13 protein-coding genes and 6 tRNA genes are annotated in these 17,260 nt (G+C 51.0%); 1 reads left to right on the top strand and 18 read right to left on the bottom strand.

Annotation, left to right across the window (positions count from 1 at the left end):
* Positions 1 to 100: 100 nt before the first annotated feature.
* The 14 genes from DB847_RS18980 to DB847_RS18920 all read right to left on the bottom strand — a co-directional run bounded on the left by DB847_RS18980 (position 101) and on the right by DB847_RS18920 (position 10,371).
* On the bottom strand, positions 101 to 448 hold the full coding sequence (locus DB847_RS18980; RefSeq protein ID WP_159084750.1) for a 50S ribosome-binding protein YggL: 348 nt from the start codon (positions 446 to 448) through the stop codon (positions 101 to 103).
* A gap of 98 nt (positions 449 to 546) precedes the next feature.
* Positions 547 to 846 (bottom strand): Dabb family protein, encoded by a 300-nt coding sequence (locus DB847_RS18975; RefSeq protein WP_108652107.1) that lies wholly within the window; start codon positions 844 to 846, stop codon positions 547 to 549.
* Positions 847 to 989: 143 nt separating this feature from the next.
* Entirely contained in the window at positions 990 to 2,135 is a 1,146-nt protein-coding gene (locus tag DB847_RS18970; RefSeq protein WP_108652106.1) for an ABC transporter substrate-binding protein, read from the bottom strand.
* Between the two features lie 72 nt (positions 2,136 to 2,207).
* A complete protein-coding gene (locus DB847_RS26155) occupies positions 2,208 to 2,339 on the bottom strand; it encodes a hypothetical protein (RefSeq protein WP_267897720.1) in 132 nt (43 codons plus the stop codon).
* Positions 2,339 to 3,322, bottom strand: coding sequence for an MFS transporter (locus DB847_RS18965; RefSeq protein ID WP_159084749.1), 984 nt, complete (start codon positions 3,320 to 3,322; stop codon positions 2,339 to 2,341). Before DB847_RS18965 ends, DB847_RS26155 begins: the two co-directional genes overlap by 1 nt.
* A 397-nt stretch (positions 3,323 to 3,719) precedes the next feature.
* Positions 3,720 to 3,794: transfer RNA gene (locus tag DB847_RS18960), tRNA-Gln, on the bottom strand.
* A gap of 7 nt (positions 3,795 to 3,801) precedes the next feature.
* Positions 3,802 to 3,886, bottom strand: a tRNA-Leu gene (locus tag DB847_RS18955).
* 14 nt (positions 3,887 to 3,900) lie between these two features.
* Positions 3,901 to 3,977, bottom strand: a tRNA-Met gene (locus DB847_RS18950).
* A gap of 14 nt (positions 3,978 to 3,991) precedes the next feature.
* Positions 3,992 to 4,066, bottom strand: a tRNA-Gln gene (locus DB847_RS18945).
* 26 nt (positions 4,067 to 4,092) lie between these two features.
* Positions 4,093 to 4,167: transfer RNA gene (locus DB847_RS18940), tRNA-Gln, on the bottom strand.
* A gap of 6 nt (positions 4,168 to 4,173) precedes the next feature.
* Positions 4,174 to 4,250 (bottom strand) — tRNA-Met (locus DB847_RS18935).
* A 206-nt stretch (positions 4,251 to 4,456) separates the two neighbouring features.
* Positions 4,457 to 6,430: a sensor histidine kinase gene (locus DB847_RS18930; protein WP_108652104.1), complete on the bottom strand. Its 1,974-nt coding sequence runs from the start codon at positions 6,428 to 6,430 to the stop codon at positions 4,457 to 4,459.
* A gap of 188 nt (positions 6,431 to 6,618) precedes the next feature.
* The gene (locus DB847_RS18925) at positions 6,619 to 8,118 is read right to left on the bottom strand and encodes an oligopeptide:H+ symporter (protein WP_108652103.1); all 1,500 of its coding nucleotides are present in this window, start codon (positions 8,116 to 8,118) and stop codon (positions 6,619 to 6,621) included.
* Positions 8,119 to 8,388: 270 nt separating this feature from the next.
* Complete coding sequence (locus DB847_RS18920) at positions 8,389 to 10,371, bottom strand: sensor histidine kinase (protein WP_108652102.1); 1,983 nt, start codon at positions 10,369 to 10,371, stop codon at positions 8,389 to 8,391.
* Positions 10,372 to 10,655: 284 nt separating this feature from the next.
* Between DB847_RS18920 and DB847_RS18915 the strand changes: the two genes are divergently transcribed.
* The gene (locus DB847_RS18915) at positions 10,656 to 11,438 is read left to right on the top strand and encodes a substrate-binding periplasmic protein (RefSeq protein ID WP_159084748.1); all 783 of its coding nucleotides are present in this window, start codon (positions 10,656 to 10,658) and stop codon (positions 11,436 to 11,438) included.
* Between the two features lie 94 nt (positions 11,439 to 11,532).
* Here DB847_RS18915 and ychF read toward each other — a convergent pair whose 3' ends face one another.
* From ychF to dtpA (DB847_RS18895), 4 genes are all read right to left on the bottom strand, one after another.
* Complete coding sequence (gene ychF, locus DB847_RS18910) at positions 11,533 to 12,624, bottom strand: redox-regulated ATPase YchF (RefSeq protein WP_108652100.1); 1,092 nt, start codon at positions 12,622 to 12,624, stop codon at positions 11,533 to 11,535.
* A 21-nt stretch (positions 12,625 to 12,645) separates the two neighbouring features.
* On the bottom strand, positions 12,646 to 13,242 hold the full coding sequence (pth, locus tag DB847_RS18905) for an aminoacyl-tRNA hydrolase (protein ID WP_108652099.1): 597 nt from the start codon (positions 13,240 to 13,242) through the stop codon (positions 12,646 to 12,648).
* Between the two features lie 121 nt (positions 13,243 to 13,363).
* Positions 13,364 to 14,851 (bottom strand): dipeptide/tripeptide permease DtpA, encoded by a 1,488-nt coding sequence (dtpA, locus tag DB847_RS18900; RefSeq protein WP_199911628.1) that lies wholly within the window; start codon positions 14,849 to 14,851, stop codon positions 13,364 to 13,366.
* A 538-nt stretch (positions 14,852 to 15,389) separates the two neighbouring features.
* On the bottom strand, positions 15,390 to 16,877 hold the full coding sequence (dtpA, locus tag DB847_RS18895; RefSeq protein ID WP_108652097.1) for a dipeptide/tripeptide permease DtpA: 1,488 nt from the start codon (positions 16,875 to 16,877) through the stop codon (positions 15,390 to 15,392).
* Positions 16,878 to 17,260 lie beyond the last annotated feature (383 nt).

Raw genomic sequence — 17,260 nt, 5'->3', positions numbered from 1 at the left:
CGCTGTCGGCGCCCCGACATCTGTGGCGGTAGCCACACATCGCCATCCGCAGGATACAGAAAGACCGCAGTTTGACCTGCGGTCAGCAGCTGCAAGCGCTCTACAGCTTATGGGCGATCTGATCTACCTCATCAAAGGGGCCATATTCGGCATCGATGATTTCACCCACAAAGAAGCGCTCGATGTCGCTGCGTTGCTTGAGCCATTCATTGATCCGTGCCAGCGCCTGCTCAGGATTATTATCCTGGGTACCCAGCTCGATAAAGCCATCAAGCATGTCGGCGTGGCCGCCGATACAGGCGATACAATGGTTCGCTTCAATCGCCTCTTGCAGCAAAGCATCGATGAAATCATCCATCTCGCTGGTGGTGTTACGTTTAATTGCCAGCGGAGCACCGAAGACCTTGAATTCACCTAAAAACTTTTTCTTTCTGAGTCGTCTCTTCATTGAGGATCCCATTTAACCCGTTCATTTTTCTGAGCTGGAGTGTATCTTAACTCGACCCGTTGATCAGCAGCTTAACGCCTGGGGAGCTAAGTTGTGTCTCACCTAAGGGAGTAATCCAGCACGATGATCTCCTGCAAAACCGGTCTAAAGATAGCTTTGAGAGCCTCATGCTCCGGGTGTGGCAGGTAGCGCTGGCGTGCATCTTCATCGGCAAAGCTCATCAACACGCAGTGAGTGAATCCCTGGTTTTTCCCCTCCGGGCTGTCGTTCTCTCCCCACTCGATACTCAGTACACCGCTTATTTTATCTGGCATGCGAAGAAAGGCTTGGCGGAGCGCCTCAATCGCCTCGGGTTGGGCATCTGGCTTGAATTGGATCAATAGAATATGGCGAATCATGGTTAATTTTCCGAGGTTACCTGGGTTGAGAGCTGGTTTTTAAGAATAGCGATGAATAACACTCCCGGATAGTCTATTTATTAGTACTATGCCTGAGAGGAGGGATATCAGCGAGTGGGAGGAGCTCATCAACTGTGAGTTGCTTAGCTTTTTGTTGGTAGAGTTTTCAAAATCCCTTTTAAAGAAAACTCATAGTTTTTAAGCTCTGGGTGATACACCTTGGAGAAACGGGTAAAGTCTATCTTTTGCCAGTCCTGATCGCCGAACATCTCCAGGTAGCTGTCCACATTGGAGGCATTGATCTCATCAAAGATCGGCATCTTGAGGGCGGCGCCCGGCTGAGCAAAGTCTTTGCCATGATGATAATCATGCAGTAGTACCAGCGCCCAGCCCCCGGTCATGAAGTGTCCGCCCATACTCGAAACCAGCTCCCCCCTTTGGATGGCTCTTAAGGCTGGCTGATCCCAGTTCAAGCCTGCGAAAAAAATATCTTTGCCTGGCTGCCTGTGCAGGCGTTTTGCGGCGGACATCGCTCCTAATGCGATGGGGTCATTGGCAGACCAGATCCCGGAGATATCCGGGTAGCGATGTAAAATTCGTTGAGTCTTGTGGCTTGCAACCTTGCGTGACCAGTTGCAGACCAGCAGCTGTTTCAGCTCAACCAGCTGCTCATTCTCTTTGATTGCCTGTTTAAGCCCTTCATTACGGCTGAGGGCGGCCGGAGTGGCAAAGTCACCGGTGAGACCTATCATCTGAAGCTTTGCAGAGTCCGAGGGATTTTTTTGTTCAAGTAAGCGGTTAATGATCGATGTTGCCACCTTGTATCCCGCCAGATGATTATCCGGAACCAGGGAGCCAATCCACTCTTGATAAACCTCCCGGGGAGTTCCGAATTGCGCGATATCCGTCTCATTGACCAGGGTGTTAAGAATCATCAGGGTTTTGATCTTTGCCTGCACCGCCTCGACGAGCTGGGGGGCTCCCTGCTTCATCTCGTTGACAATGATCAGATAATCAGGTTTTTTGTCTCTGGAGCTGACCTCGCGGGCAAGACGGGTGAGCCGGGTGTGTTTACGTTCGGCGTACAGAACTTCGAGATCAATATTGAGATCGGCAGCCGCCGCCTGCATGAAGTGACTGACCTTATACCAGAACCCTCCGGTCGCATGCTTGGTATCTGAGACGCCCGGATTGATAAAGGTCACAGAGATCCTTTCTCTTTGCTGAGCGAAGAGTAATGAGGGTAGGATCAGCAGACCCAGAAGAGCGATTGAGTAACGCAACCGCATCAAGGTTTCCCAACGTCAGAGGTTCTGGCTAATTAGTATAGCTGACGGGGGAGAGGACTCCCCCGGGTGAGATCAGGCGTTGCCGGTTAACAGCTGTTTGGATTGAGCGGAGCGATAGCCCTGGATCATCACCACGCTGATCAGTAGCAGGATGGCACCGGCGGCCAGCGGCAGGGCCACAGAGTGCTGGGTCAGCACCCCCATCAATAGATCATTGATCCCCAGGCCAGGCCAAAGCCTGCGCCCGCACTACCCATCACCTTACCCTGCTCCTTCTCAGAGACGCTGCCGGAGAGCAGCATCAGCACCACGGTATAGCAGATGAACTGGGTGGCCGAACCTAAAACTGCGGTGATCCATTGGACAACCAGCGGCTTACTGAGCATAGCTATCACCAGCAGCAGTGCACAGATGACCCCCATCACACTGTAAAGAGTCCTTGGCGAAAAACGCTTGAGCAGCCAGGGTTGTACCGAGACACTGCAGAGTGCAACCGCCAGCCCCATCGCGGCATAGAAGTAGCCGGTACTGCCAGTGTCATAGTGATAGTAGTGATGCATAAACAGCGCAACCCCCTGGGTATAGAATCCCCAGCCCGCCTGCAGTAGCAGATAGATGGCACCGATATACAGCACCCGCTTGTCCAGAAACAAAAAACCAACCGTCTTAGCCGCTCCGATGGGATGCAGCTTGAGATCCGGGTGTTTAGGCTTGTCCCGCTCCAGCAGCTTTAGAATCGACAGGGTATTGATGGCGGCTAATCCCATGGCGATCCAGAACGGGGTACTGATGGTCATCCAGCTCAGCCAGCCGCTGGTAGAGAGGCTGGTCACCACAGGGCCGATAACAAAGCCGATGGAGGCGGCCATGCTTACATACCCCAGATTACGAGCCTTGGTTTCTTTATCACTGATATCCACCACTGTGGCCTGAGCAACCTCATAGGCGCCACCCACCACACCACTCATCAGGCGGCTTACCACAAACAGCCAGAAGTTACCGATGAGGATCGAGGCTGCAGAGAGTCCATAGGCGACGGCAGTCAGGCTCAGCGCGATCAGTAGGGTCGGCTTACGGCCAAACTTATCCGAGAGCTCACCGATCACAGGTCCTCCAACAAACAGGCCGAATGGCCAGACCGCCAGGGCGATCGAGTAAGCCCACAGCTCAGCGTGAGGAGTCCCCATCGGGAATACCGAGCCCTGCCCGAAAAATAGTGAGGGCAGAATAGGGAAGACCAGACCCACCCCATGATATCGATCACTATGGTGACGATCAGGGTGAGAATGATGTAATTATGCTTGTTATTCGACATGGTTTGCCTTTTTGTAATAAGCGTTTTTTAAGCAAGGGAAGCGACCGGAGCAGCGGAAAACTGACCGGGGAAATCGTAAATTGAGAAAGGATCACCGATAGGCGCTGCCCGAAGAGCCACAACAGGGGAGCTGCCAGTCAGACGACTCTATAATATGGCGCAATAATAATCAATTGTTTTCTGATTGAGAGTGATTATCAGAATTGGATCCCGGCAGGGTTTGCAGTGATCCGGAAATAAAAAAGCCCACACGAGGTGGGCTTTTTGAATGGCTGGGATACCAGGATTCGAACCTGGGAGTGGCGGGATCAAAACCCGCTGCCTTACCGCTTGGCGATATCCCAATTGTGATGGTGCGGAAGGAGAGACTCGAACTCTCACACCTCGCGGCGCCAGAACCTAAATCTGGTGCGTCTACCAATTCCGCCACTTCCGCAAAACTCTAGATATTGGTGGCTATGGCGGGATTCGAACCTGCGACCCCATCATTATGAGTGATGTGCTCTAACCAGCTGAGCTACATAGCCAACAACAAAAAATATGGCTGGGATACCAGGATTCGAACCTGGGAGTGGCGGGATCAAAACCCGCTGCCTTACCGCTTGGCGATATCCCAACAGCAATCAAAAAATAGCAAAAATATGGCTGGGATACCAGGATTCGAACCTGGGAGTGGCGGGATCAAAACCCGCTGCCTTACCGCTTGGCGATATCCCAGCAGACTGGTGGCTATGGCGGGATTCGAACCTGCGACCCCATCATTATGAGTGATGTGCTCTAACCAGCTGAGCTACATAGCCACACTCAAGTTTGCTTTGCTTCTCGTTGGAAGCGGGGCGTATTATGCGAATATGCGCAGATTGGGTCAACCCTTTTTTTGAGAAAAAACAGCTTTTGTGGTGTGGTTGGATAAAAAATAGAAACTTTGCCTGCAAGCTATACAGCTCTGTCGGTTTTATGAGCGGAACAGGGGACGGTGTTCAGGAGAAAACAGGATAGAGAGGGATCACTCGGCATTAAGGACGATGGCGATCGGCAGCTGAATGGTGAAGCGACAGCCCAGATCCGGCAGACTCTGGCAGCTTATTTGCCCCTGGAGCAGGTGAGTGATCAAATTATACACCAGGTGCATCCCAAGCCCGGTCCCTCCATCGTTGCGGTTGGTGGTGAAGAAGGGTTCAAAAATAAGTTTCTGCTGCTCCCAGCTCATCCCCTTGCCATTATCCTGGAAGTCGATCACCAGATCGCCGCTATCGCACTGCACCTCCAGGATAATCTCACCTCCCCGGTCGGTGAAGGCGTGACTGATGGCATTGGTAAAAAGATTCGCCAGGATATGCATGAAGGCGTTGTTGTAACTCTCCAGTATCAGGTGCTCGGGGCAGTTCACCGTGACCTCAATCTGTTTCTCTTGAAGCTCGCTATGGATGGTTTGCATGTAATCACGGATAAGCTCAGACAGATTAAACTGCGACGGGCGCTCCTTCGCCTGGTCAACCGCGATGCTCTTAAAGCTCTGGATCAGCCGGGCGGCACGGTGCAGGTTGGTTTTGGCCGATTGGGTTAGCTCAATCGATTGCTCAATAAACTGTGTTAGTTGCTGTCGGCCGATTTTGTTTTCGGCAAGGCTTTGGGCTAGCCCTTCAGCCTGCTCATTTAAGAAGCTCACGGCGGTAATGGCTGTGCCAATCGGGGTGTTGATCTCATGGGCTACCCCCGCGACAACGGTTCCGAGCGATGCCATTTTCTCGGTTTCAACTACCTGCTTCTGGGCCTGCTTGAGGGAGTGCAGGGAGGCTTGCATCCGTTGGGTTCGTTCGGCAACTCGTTGCTCAAGCTCAAAATTGAGCATCTCCATCTCATCCTGGGCTTTTTGACGCTCATTGACCTCCTGGCGCAACGAGGCGCTGGATTTCTCAAGCTCCTCCATCAGGGTATTAAAAAGTTGGGCAAGCTGGAAAAACTCATCCTGGCCAGCCTGCTCCTCTGGAATCCGAACCGATAGGTCGCCGGTCGAGGCACTTTGCATTCGCCGTAAAAGCTGGCGCATCGGGTAGATGATGGAGGCACTGATGAGAAGAGACAGGGGCAGGATTAGCAGTAAAATCAGGAGACCCCCCAGGATGTTAAGTAGTGAGAAGGTCTTCAGTGGGGCGTTCAGCTCATCGGGGTAGGCAACCGCAATCACATACCAGCCCATGTCGGGCAGGTAGTGAGATATTGCCTGGATCTCTCTTCCTTTGTTACTTAAGCTCAGGCTCAGATCATCTGAATTTGCCACCAGTAGTGGCTGCAACTCCTCGGGGGAGAGGTGATCCTGGCTTTTTCCTGCAATCAGGTTCCCCTGGCGATCCACGATAAAGGGATAACCGGTCTGGCCAATTTTCATCTTCTCCAGTGCGGAGTCAAAGTCCCGGGGATCGAGTAGCTGGTGGAATTCACTGCGATAGGAGGAGACCGAGATGATCCAGTCCCAGGGTTCGAAGTAGCTCATGTAGAGCGCCTTGTTGCGCAGGCTGTCATCGTCGCTGCCCTGCCACTGGTACTCCAGATAACCTCGCTTACGTCGGATCTGCTCGCTGGCGAAGTGCAGGCCGGAGATGTCTTTGTCGGTAAACTCCTTGAGGGGGTGGAGCAGCAACAGCCCCTTGCTGCTCAGAACATAGGTATAACCACTATCGCCAATCTTTTGGGCCTTAAGGAGCTCAAAGGCTCTGCGCTTGGCCTCGGCGACTGAGATTTTCCCCTGCTTTGATTGATTGTAGAGGCTGGTAACCAGCTGCAGATCAGCCTCGGCAAGGGTGTGCAGGTGGGTCTGAATCGAGATATGGGCCGAACCCCTGACCAGCTCTAATATCGCCTGGCTGGTGAGTTTGAGCTCATCGTCGATCTCCTGGCTGAGCAGTTGCTTGGTGTTTTGATAAAAGACCGCATAGCCGATGCCGCTAATAATGAGCAGGGTCAGCAGGGTTCCCAGCAACAGCCGGGGGGAATTTTCAGATAGCGGATCCAGCCTATCAGCCTCTTCATATTCGAACGATCCATACCCTCCTGAGATGAGAGGAGCTTTTTGTGTCCCTTACGCTAAGTATTGAGCATTGCTGGAGGAGGGCAAGTTTGGATTAACTACAGGGGGAAAGACCCGGCTATGCCGGGTCTTTTGTGGGGTTAACTATGGCTCAGAGCGCTCTCGCCCTCCTGAGGCTTGCTCTCAGAGTGAATGATCCGGTTGAGCATAGGGACGGTCAGCCACATGATGATGGCGATCACTAAAGTGACAACGCCGATCTGCATGAACACCTTGGTATAAAGAGGCAGGGTCTGGATGGGATCGCTGACCCCTTTAGGTGCCGCAGTAAAGCTTGCCACCCAACCGCCGAGTAAAAATGCGCTGGCCTGAGTCAGGAACCAGGCACCCATCACAAATCCCATCAGGCGCTGGGGAACCAGGCTGGCGACCATCGCTAGTCCCAGGGCGCTGATCATCAGCTCACCAATACTCTGGAAGAAATAGGTCAGCACGATCCACCAGGCAGAGACGATCCCCATTTCGTTGGCAAAGAAACGTCCGGCCAGAGCCAGGCAGAGGAAGCCCAGGGAGCAGAGGAACATCCCCAGGGTGAACTTAGCTGGCATAGAGAGATCGCGTCCCTTATGGCCAAAGTGATTGTATAGCCAGGCGAGGATCGGGCTGGCAAGTACGATCCAGAATGGGTTGAGGCTCTGGAAGCTCACCGGGTTGATACCTATGCCAAACAACTGGTGCTGGGTATTGTGGATGGCGAAGAAATTCAAAGAGGTGGGCATCTGAGCGTAGAGAATGAAAAACAGCACAGCCTCAATCATCAGCACAAATGCAACCATCATCTTGCCACGCTCAACTCCCTGCAGCTTGAAAGCTTCGCGGAAGTAGAGAACGATGACCACGGCACAGATGAGGACCAGCACCCCCTCAGCCAGAGCCACGTGCTTCATTAAAAACGCACAGATCAGCGAGAGCACGGCCGAACCTATGATCACCAGGAGTAATTTTTTCAGGTCCAGAGGACGCTTATCGGCCTCGGATCCGATATGACCCACGGTATTGCGAAAGATCCAGTAACTCAACATGGATAGCAGCAAGCCGATGGCACACACAGTGTAGGCGGCAGCATAACCAAAGTGAGAAGCAATCACAGGGGAGAACAGCAGGGAGAGGAAAGAGCCGATATTGATCGACATGTAGTACATGGTAAAAGCACCATCAAGCCTGGAGTCTCCCTCTTCATAGCACTTAGAAAGCAGGCTCGATGGGTTTGCCTTAAACAGGCCATTCCCCACAGAAACAATACCCAGGCCGATGAAGATAAGCTCACGGTGAGAGATCGAAAATGCCACCACCATATAGCCGATCGCCAGGATCAAGGCACCGAGAATAATGGTTCGTTTGGTCCCGAGAACCTTATCCCCGATGAAGCCACCGATTGAGATTAATCCATAAACGAGGGCTGCAAAGGCACCAAAAGTAATAAAAGAAAGCTCCTGAGAGAAACCGAGCTTTTCGACAAAATAGACCGCGAGTATTCCCTGAAGGCCGTAATAACCAAAGCGTTCCCAAAGCTCTACAAAGAAGATCATATAGAAGGGTTTGGGTTGATTTAACACATTATTTGAGTGTGATTGAGTCATTCTTATTTACCCAGTTGTTTTGATAAGTGAGCCTGGCTCAGGGTGAACATCATGTTAAAAACGCCATTCAAATAAAATGATGGCTATCACAAATGATCAAATTCTTGTGATTTATGTTCTGAATTTTGTAAATATGCCGATTATTGTTTTAAATCAATACAAAAGTTTGTTTTTTTGTGTATCGCTTTGATGCTTAAGCGGGGAGGGCAATGGTGCTTGCCGGCAGGGTGATGGTGATTGAGGTGTATTCATTGACTCTGCTACTGAGGGTTATCTGGCCCCCAGAATATGGGTGACCAGATTATAAACCAGGTGCATACCCAAGCCTGTTCCTCCACTGCCCCGCTTAGTGGTATAGAAGGGTTCAAAAATATTTTTTAACTGCTTATCATTCATTCCGCTGCCGTTATCCCGATATTTAAGGGTTAGGGCGGATGCTGATGCATCAACCTCAATGCTGATGATTCCGGATGGGCGATTTTCAAAGCCGTGATGCAGGGAGTTCACCACCAGGTTAGAGATGATATGGGAGAAGGTGTTGGGGTAACTTCTAAGTTCAAGATCTGGGTCACAAGTCAGGTTCAGGGTGATTTGATGGGAGTCGAGCTCAGATTGAACCGTTGCAAAATAATCGACTAACAGCTCTCTGAGATTAAACACCCGCAGGTTTTCACGGCTCTCATCGACGGCGATCCCTTTAAAGCTCTGGATCAGGCTGGCGGCGCGCTGAAGGCTGCTATGAATCGCCTGAGTCAACTCCAGAGCCGTTTCTGTGTAACCTGTTAAGCCGCTTCGGCTGAGCTGATTATTGGCGGTGACCTGAACAAAGCTTTCGGTTTGCTCCCTGAGAAAGGAGATGGCGGTGATTGCTGTGCCTATGGGGGTGTTGATCTCATGGGCGACCCCGGCGACTACCGTACCTAGAGATGCCATCTTTTCGGCTTCGACCAGCTGAGCCTGGGCTTTTTTCAGGGTTTCAATTGAGGCATTCAACTCCTGGGTTCGCTCCAAAACCCTTTGCTCCAGCTCAATATTGAGCTTTTTAAGCTCCCGCTGGGTACTGCGGTGCTGGTTTATTTCACCATGTAGCGAAATACTGAACTCCTCCAGCTCTTGCATGAAGCGGTTAAAGTACTCCGCGAGTTGGTGGATCTCATCTTTGCTGCTGTCCAGGGGCATGCGGATCGAAAAATCCCCTTTGGCAGCGAGCTCAAGGCGTGACATCAACTGCTTGAGCGGATTGATAATAGAGGCGCTCAGGATAATAGACAATGGAAGGACCAGCAGCAATATCAGGGCGAGAGAGATGATATTGAGCTTGGTAAGCCGGTCCAGAGGGGCGTAGATCTCCTCTTCATAGGTGGAGGAGATCACGATCCAGTCCAGCTCGGACAGATAGTTAAACAGGACCAGTTTTTTGCGAAAGTCGGACTCACCCGGATTTTTCCAGCTGTAGGTGAGCATCCCGTTTCTTTGATTGATGATCTCCCTGAAAAAGGGAAATCCATTATCGTCTTTGATCTCAAAGAAATTTCCCTCCAGGAAGGGGTGGATGATGATATCCCCTGCGGTGTTGATGATAAATGGGTAGCCGGTTTTGCCAAAACGCATATCCAGCACCGAGTGGCGAAAGTCATCGATATTGAGCAGGGTTCGAAATTCATCTCTGTAGGTTGAGACCGATATGATCCAGTCCCAGGGCTTGAAGTAGGTCATATACAGGGCTTTTTCCTGAGGGGTTCGCTCATCCGGGTTTTTCCAGACGTACTCCATATAGCCCTGCTTCTTAGCGATCTGCTGCTGGATGAAGGGGTAGTAGGAGAGATCGACTCCCTTGAGTGCATCACGACGATGGTGGACTATGTTTCCCAGGCTATCGATGATGTAGAGATAACCGCGCTCCCCGATTGATTGTGCCTGCATCTGCTGATGAACCTTCTCCTCGGCCTGCGCTCTGCTAATCTTTCCGGCCTGAACCTGGCGATAGAGTGAGCTTATCTGCTCAAGGTTTGCTTCTGCCACTCCACGCAGGTGGCTGCGGATCGCGACATTGGCCGCTGTCTTCACCTGATGAAGGATCGCCGAGGTGGTTTTTTCGAGCTCCTGCTCGATTCCCTGCTTCACCACCTGTTTGACCTGGTAGTAGAAGATAATATCTCCCACCACCAGGGTGACTAACAGCAGCAAGACATATCCGACACTAAGGCGGATCGGGATCTTAAGCTTTCTTAGCCATCTCTCCAGTCGCTGCATGAGGCCTTATGATGTCAGGGGGGCTTTTAGAAAAGGATAGTTTCATCCCGGGGATAACACTATCTCAAAGGGCTCTGGGTGGATTACTCTTTATCGGGAGGTTTAAACCCGGTTCTCCTTCCAGGGATTCATAACCCGTTCGAAGCAGGTTTTGGCTGAGTCACCAGGGGAGCCTTGCTCCATCAACCGGCACTGGGTTCTGGCAAAAAAATCAGGCTTCTGGGCAGCATGGCGGCTCCTTAACTACCTTTATCAATAGAGGAGTGTGGACAAGGATGTTTGGCATGAATAAGTCAATTCTTCTGGTATCTATACTGTGTGCCAGCTTTTTGCTGTTTAGCCCAGTGAGCCGGGCCCAGTTTAGCTTTGCTACCCAGGACTTTTATCCTTTTAACTACAAAGATAAGCATGTGGTCTCCGGGCCCGCGGCGGATATTATCCGTGAGGTGTGCCACGCGATGGAGATGAGCTGCTCTTTTCAGCTGATGAACTGGCTCAGGGCTCAGTGGTTTGTTGAGCATGGCCGTAAAAATGGCCTGTTTGTCATTGGCTGGAATGAAGAGCGAAGTAAAATCTTTTATTTCTCACCGCCCATCATAGACACCGAATACGGCATTTTTGTGAGAAAAGATAACCCCCTAAAGTTCACCAAAGAGACGGATATTCTCGATTATCATGTGGGAGTCTACGGCCCTTCAAATACCGAAAAGTCCCTGCTCAAGATCAAAGAGAATATTAATAAGCTGGCAGTTAGTGTCACCAATGATGATGAGCGGCAGTTTCAGAACTTATCCGATGGCAAGGTGGACGCCGTCTACTCCAACCGGGATGTGGGCTATGCCCTGATCAATAAACTGGAGCTGGACAATATTCGTTACGCAGGAATGCACAGGCAGCTTAAATACTACATCGGCTTTGCCAAGGCCCACAATTCGGCATCACTCATCAAGCGCTTTAATGACACCCTGATTAAGCTTTATCAGCAGGGTAAGCTCAATGGCGTCTATGAGAAGTACGATATGCAGCCCCCCAAGGATTTGGTGGAGGCCTATAAGGGGCTCAATTGAAGGCAAGGGAGCGATCGCCCATGCTTGTCTGATGACGCATAAAAAATGCCGCCCGGATGGGGCGGCACTTTAGTCACAACACAGGCTGACAGACTTATACGTTAAAGCGGAAGTGGATCACATCGCCATCTTTGACGATATATTCTTTGCCTTCCAGGCGCCACTTGCCTGCCTCTTTAGCGCCCTGCTCGCCATTGCAGCTGATGTAGTCATCAAAACCGATCACCTCGGCCCGGATAAAGCCTTTCTCAAAGTCGGTATGGATCTTACCTGCGGCCTGAGGAGCGGTGGCCCCGATAGGTGTAGTCCAGGCGCGAACCTCTTTGACACCCGCGGTGAAGTAGGTTTGCAGGTGCAATAGTTCATAACCGGAGCGGATCACCCGGTTCAGGCCCGGCTCTTCGAGTCCCATCTCCTCCATGAACTCGGCGGCTTCCTCGGCATCCAGCTCGGCGATATCTGATTCGATAGCGGCACACACGGCAACCACCACAGAGTTCTCTTTGGCCGCGATCTCACGAACCTGATCCAGGTAGGGGTTATTCTCAAAGCCATCTTCATTGACGTTGGCGATATACATGGTGGGCTTCGCAGTGAGGAAGTTGATGTAGGCAACCGCGGCCTTCTCCTCTTTGCTGAGCTCCACCGAGCGAACCATCTCGGCCTGCTCAAGGTGTGGCAGGATCTTCTCCAGAACCTGCAGCTCGAACTTGGCATCCTTATCGCCACCCTTGGCCTTTTTCGCAACCCGGGTGATCGCGCGCTCACAGCTCTCAAGGTCGGACAGGGCCAGCTCGGTATTGATCACATCAATATCTTCACCCGGATGAACCTTACCGGAAACATGAACAATGTTGTCATCTTCAAAGCAGCGAACCACGTGGCCAATCGCATCGGTCTCACGAATATTGGCCAGGAACTGGTTGCCGAGACCTTCCCCCTTAGAGGCGCCCTTCACCAGGCCTGCAATATCCACAAACTCCATGGTGGTTGGGATGACCCGTTGGGGAGAGACGATCGCCGCCAGTTGATCCAGGCGCAGATCAGGCACAGGAACCACACCAGTATTAGGCTCGATGGTGCAGAACGGGAAGTTTGCTGCATCGATACCGGCCTTGGTCAGTGCGTTAAAGAGGGTCGATTTGCCAACATTTGGCAGGCCGACGATACCACATTTAAAACCCATGATTCAGATACTCTTGATTAATTAAGATGGATTGGCATTAAAGGAATGCAGGCGGTTCATCGCCCGGGGAAGATCCTGTTTTAGCCACAATTCGCTGCATGTCAGAGCTTCATCGATCGCTTCATCGATCAGAGCCAGCTCTTTAGGGCAGGGCTTGCCCAGAACAAAGCCATGAACCCTGTCTTTAGAGCCCGGATGACCGATACCGATGCGCAGTCTGTAAAACTCTTTGTTGTTACCGAGTTTCTGGATTATATCTTTGAGTCCATTATGTCCTCCGGCACCGCCCCCTTTTTTAAAGCGGGCAACCCCGGGGGGAAGATCCAGTTCATCGTGAACTACCAGAATATTTTCGACCCCAATCTTGTAAAAACGTGCCAGGGCAGACAGTGCCTGGCCACTGAGATTCATATAGGTGGTTGGGATCAGCAAATGCACCTCTTGATCCTGGATACGCACCCGCCCTGTATAGCCAAAGAATTTGCGATCCTCTTTAAGGGAGAGCTGGTGGCGAGCCGCGAGGCGCTCGACAAACCAGGCCCCAACATTATGCCGGGTTGCCGCATATTCCTGGCCAGGATTTCCCAGGCCGACGATCAGTTGGATTGAGTTTTTCACGTCGTTTTACTACCGCTTGGATAAGAGATGATGCCCTATAAAAAACATCCTGCGGTGAAACCTTCACCGCAGGATGGCATATCCTAGCAATGAGTTGAGTCAGACTCAACTCAGTATCAGATTAAGCCGCTTCAGGAGCAGCCTGAGACGCTTTATCTTCAGCACTACCGCTGGTGATAATCCGGGTCAGCATAGGCGCTGTGATCAGCATCAGTACGGCGATCACCGCGGTGACGATACCGATCTGCAGGAACACATGGCTGTAGATATCCAGGGTCTGAAACTTGTCGGTCACCCCTTCAGGCGCCGCGGTCAGGGTCGCAACATAACCGGCGATAACGCTTGCTGCTGCCGTGGTCAGGAACCAGGCTCCCATGATAAAGCCCATCAGGCGCTGAGGAACCAGCTGAGCAACCATCGCCAGGCCAAGGCCGGAGATCATCAGCTCACCGATAGACTGCAGACCATAGCTCAGAACCACCCAGTTTGAGTTTACCAGGCCCTGAGCGTTGGCGTATTTTGCCCCCAGAGGCAGCACCAGGAAGGCCAGAGAACAGAGCACCATGCCGATCGCAAACTTAGTCGCGATAGGCAGCTTATCGCCCAGGGTGTTGTAGGCCATCGCCAGCAGTGGGCTCGCCAGCATGATCCAGAATGGATTCAGGCTCTGGAACTGGGCCGGTTCAATCGCGATGCCAAAGATATCGTGAGTCACGTTATGCACCGCAAAGAAGTTCAGGGAGGTTGGCATCTGACTGTAAAGAATGAAGAAGATAACGGCCTCAAGCATCAGGATAAAGGCGATCAGCATCTTGGCGCGCTCTTTACCGTGCAGGGCAAAGGCTTCTTTAAAGAAGATCACAACCACACCCAGGGAGACGATCGCCAGGAACCAGTGAGCGATGGTCAGGTTTTGCAGCAACCAGGAAGCGACGAATGAGATCACTATGGTTCCCAGTATGGTCAGCAGCAGGTGTGAGCGGTTCACGGGCTGGAAATCCGGGGCCGAACCATAAGGGGCAACCCAGTTTTTACAGAACAGGAAATTAATAATAGTCACAACCATACCGATGAAGCAGAGCATGAACGCGATGTTCCATCCGTATTTGCTGGCAAGGAATGGGGTCGCCAGCATGGAGATGAAGGAGCCGATATTGATCGCCATGTAGTACATGGTGAAGGCACCGTCCAGGCGGGGATCGTCTGCATCATACAGCTTAGACAGTAAGCTGGATGGGTTTGCCTTGAACAGACCGTTACCCACGGCGATGAAGCCCATCGACAGGTAAACCAGGTGCATGCTGTCTCCGGCAAGGGCAAGCAGCAGGTAACCAAAGGCCAGGGTGATGGCTCCGAGCAGGATCACTCGCTTGGTTCCGAGGATCTTATCTCCCAGCCAACCACCGATTGAAACTCCTCCGTAAACCAGGGCGGCGAATGCTCCAAACAGGGTAAATGATGTTGCTTCAGGTAATCCCAGGTGGTTTACCAAAAACAGCGTCAAAATCCCCTGCATGCCGTAGTAGCCAAAGCGCTCCCACAGCTCGATCGAAAAGATCATATAGAAGGATTTCGGTTGCCTGAATACGTTAAGTGATGTTTGTGACACAGTTGAACCTCTCTGCTTAATTGAATTTCAGAAAGTTATTTTTTTATTATTTTCGAACGCACTATATTCAGGATTTAAGCACCATCGGTCAAGCTTCATTCAGAAATAGTTTGTAAAAATATGAAATGCCTATCAAAAAAGTTTGTTAATCAAGTGTTTTTGCTGGTGTTTATTTTGTTAGTGTGTTTTTGTCTAGTCTTTTGTTTTTTAAGGTGTTTTCTTTTGGTTGTTTATTGAGCGATCCCTGTGCGAGATAAGTTTTGTTGCAGTCTGTATCCGCAAGGGGTGGGCCTCTGTCTGAGCCGTGAGTTTATGCAGTTTTATCTGCATAAACCAATATAAAATATTAGCTTATTGCTATCTTCTCAGGGGTTTCTACAGAGAATGCAGTCAAATGCAAAACTTTATAGTGAAATGGCGTCAATTGGAGAGATTGGTGGCTTTCCGGGGGCTTTGGGACTCTTTTGGATTTGCTTGACCTAAAAAAAGGCCGGCGCTGAGCAGGGCTCACCGCCGGTCTTTTTTCAGTTAAAGGAGATTAAGCGGTCTTCTCAGTCAGAGACCCCTGCTTACCGCCATTGATGATACGAGTCAGCATTGGAGCGGTCAGAAGCATCAGTATAGCGATCACTGCGGTAGAGATACCGATCTCCATGAATACATGGCTATAGATAGGCAGGGTCTGCAACGGGTCGGTGATCCCCTTGGGAGCCGCAGTTAGTGCGGCAACATAGCCGGCCAGAATACTGGCAACAGCTGTTGTCAGCAGCCAGATCCCCATGATAAAGCCCATCAGGCGCTGAGGAACCAGCTGGGCAACCATCGCCAGTCCCAGACCGGAGATCATCAGCTCTCCGACAGATTGCAGGCCATAGCTCAGAACAACCCAGCCGGAAGAGACGATCCCCTGTGCATTGGCAAATTTAGCGCCCAGTGGCAGTACCAGGAATGCCAGGCAGCACAGCAGCATACCAATCGCAAACTTAGTGGCAATCGGTAGTTTATCTCCCATCACGTTATAGAGCATGGCCAGCAGTGGACTGGCCAGCATGATCCACAGCGGATTCAGGGCCTGAAACTGCGCAGGTTCTACCGGGATCCCGAAGATATCGTGAGTCACGTTATGAACCGCAAAGAAGTTCAGTGAGGTTGGCATCTGCATATACAGGATGAAGAAGATCACCGCCTGGATCATCAGCACAAAGGCGACCAGCATCTTGGCGCGGTCATTACCCTTGAGGGCAAACGCCTCTTTAAAAAAGAATGCGATTGCAGCGATAGCAACGATTGTCAGGATCCAGTGTGCCACTGTCAGGTGTTGCAGCAGCCAGGCGGAGATAAATGATGCCGCGACCGTGCCGGCAATGACCGCCAGGAAGGTGGATTTTTTCAGGGGCTTGAAATCGGCAGGGGAGCCATAATCCTTAACCCATCGGCTACACAACATAAAGTTGAGCACAGCGGCCATCATACCGACAAAACTCAGCATGAAGGCGGCGTTCCAGCCGAAATGGCTTGCCAGGATCGGGGTGATCAGCATGGAGACAAAGGCACCGATATTGATCGACATATAGTACATGGTGAAAGCACCATGCAGACGAGGATCATCTTCAGCATAGAGCTTTGACAGCAGGCTTGAGGGGTTGGCCTTGAACAGGCAGTTACCGATCGCGATAACCCCCATCGCCAGGTACACCATATAGGTGCTGTCAGAAGCAAGTCCCAGTAGCAGATAACCGATTCCCAGAGTGGTTGCACCCAGCAGGATGATCCGCTTGGTTCCCAGTACCTTATCGCCCAGCCAACCCCCAATCGAGCCTCCACCGTAAACCAGGGCGGTGAATGCTCCAAACAGAACAAAAGATGCTGTTTCGGGGAGTTTAAGGTGGTGGACCATGTAAAGGGTCAGGATGGCTTGCATGCCGTAGAAGCCAAAACGCTCCCAAAGCTCTACCGAGAAAATCATATAGAAGGCTTTGGGCTGCCTGAACACATTTAATGAATTTTGTGACGCATCGTGTGACACAGTAAAGAACCTCTCATGTTTAGAGTTTGTAAAAAAGCATTGTTGTTATTATTTTTGCGAGCTACTTATATTCATTGTTTGTAAATAACTTTTCAATAGCAGGCTTTAGGTTCGATGATTATTTTTCAGCTTTTTGACCAGTGAGAGAGATTGCAAAAAAGAATTAATAATCATCAAAATAATATCAACATATTGATATATTAGGATTTTATAGGTTGGTTGCGGGGGTTGCGCTGTCTGTTTTATAAACAGGCCACTCTGCTATATATCACTCTTTTTAGTCATTACTTTATGCATTCAGTTTGTAACATTGCTGAAACATGTTCGGTGTATTAGTTATATGGTTGCAGATTATTTTTAGTTTGGAGGGCAAAAGAGGAGGG

The sequence above is a fragment of the Dongshaea marina genome (assembly GCF_003072645.1).
Taxonomy (GTDB): domain Bacteria; phylum Pseudomonadota; class Gammaproteobacteria; order Enterobacterales; family Aeromonadaceae; genus Dongshaea; species Dongshaea marina.
The sequence above is the reverse complement of the archived record's forward strand: the minus strand, read 5'-3'. Positions and strand labels throughout refer to the sequence as shown.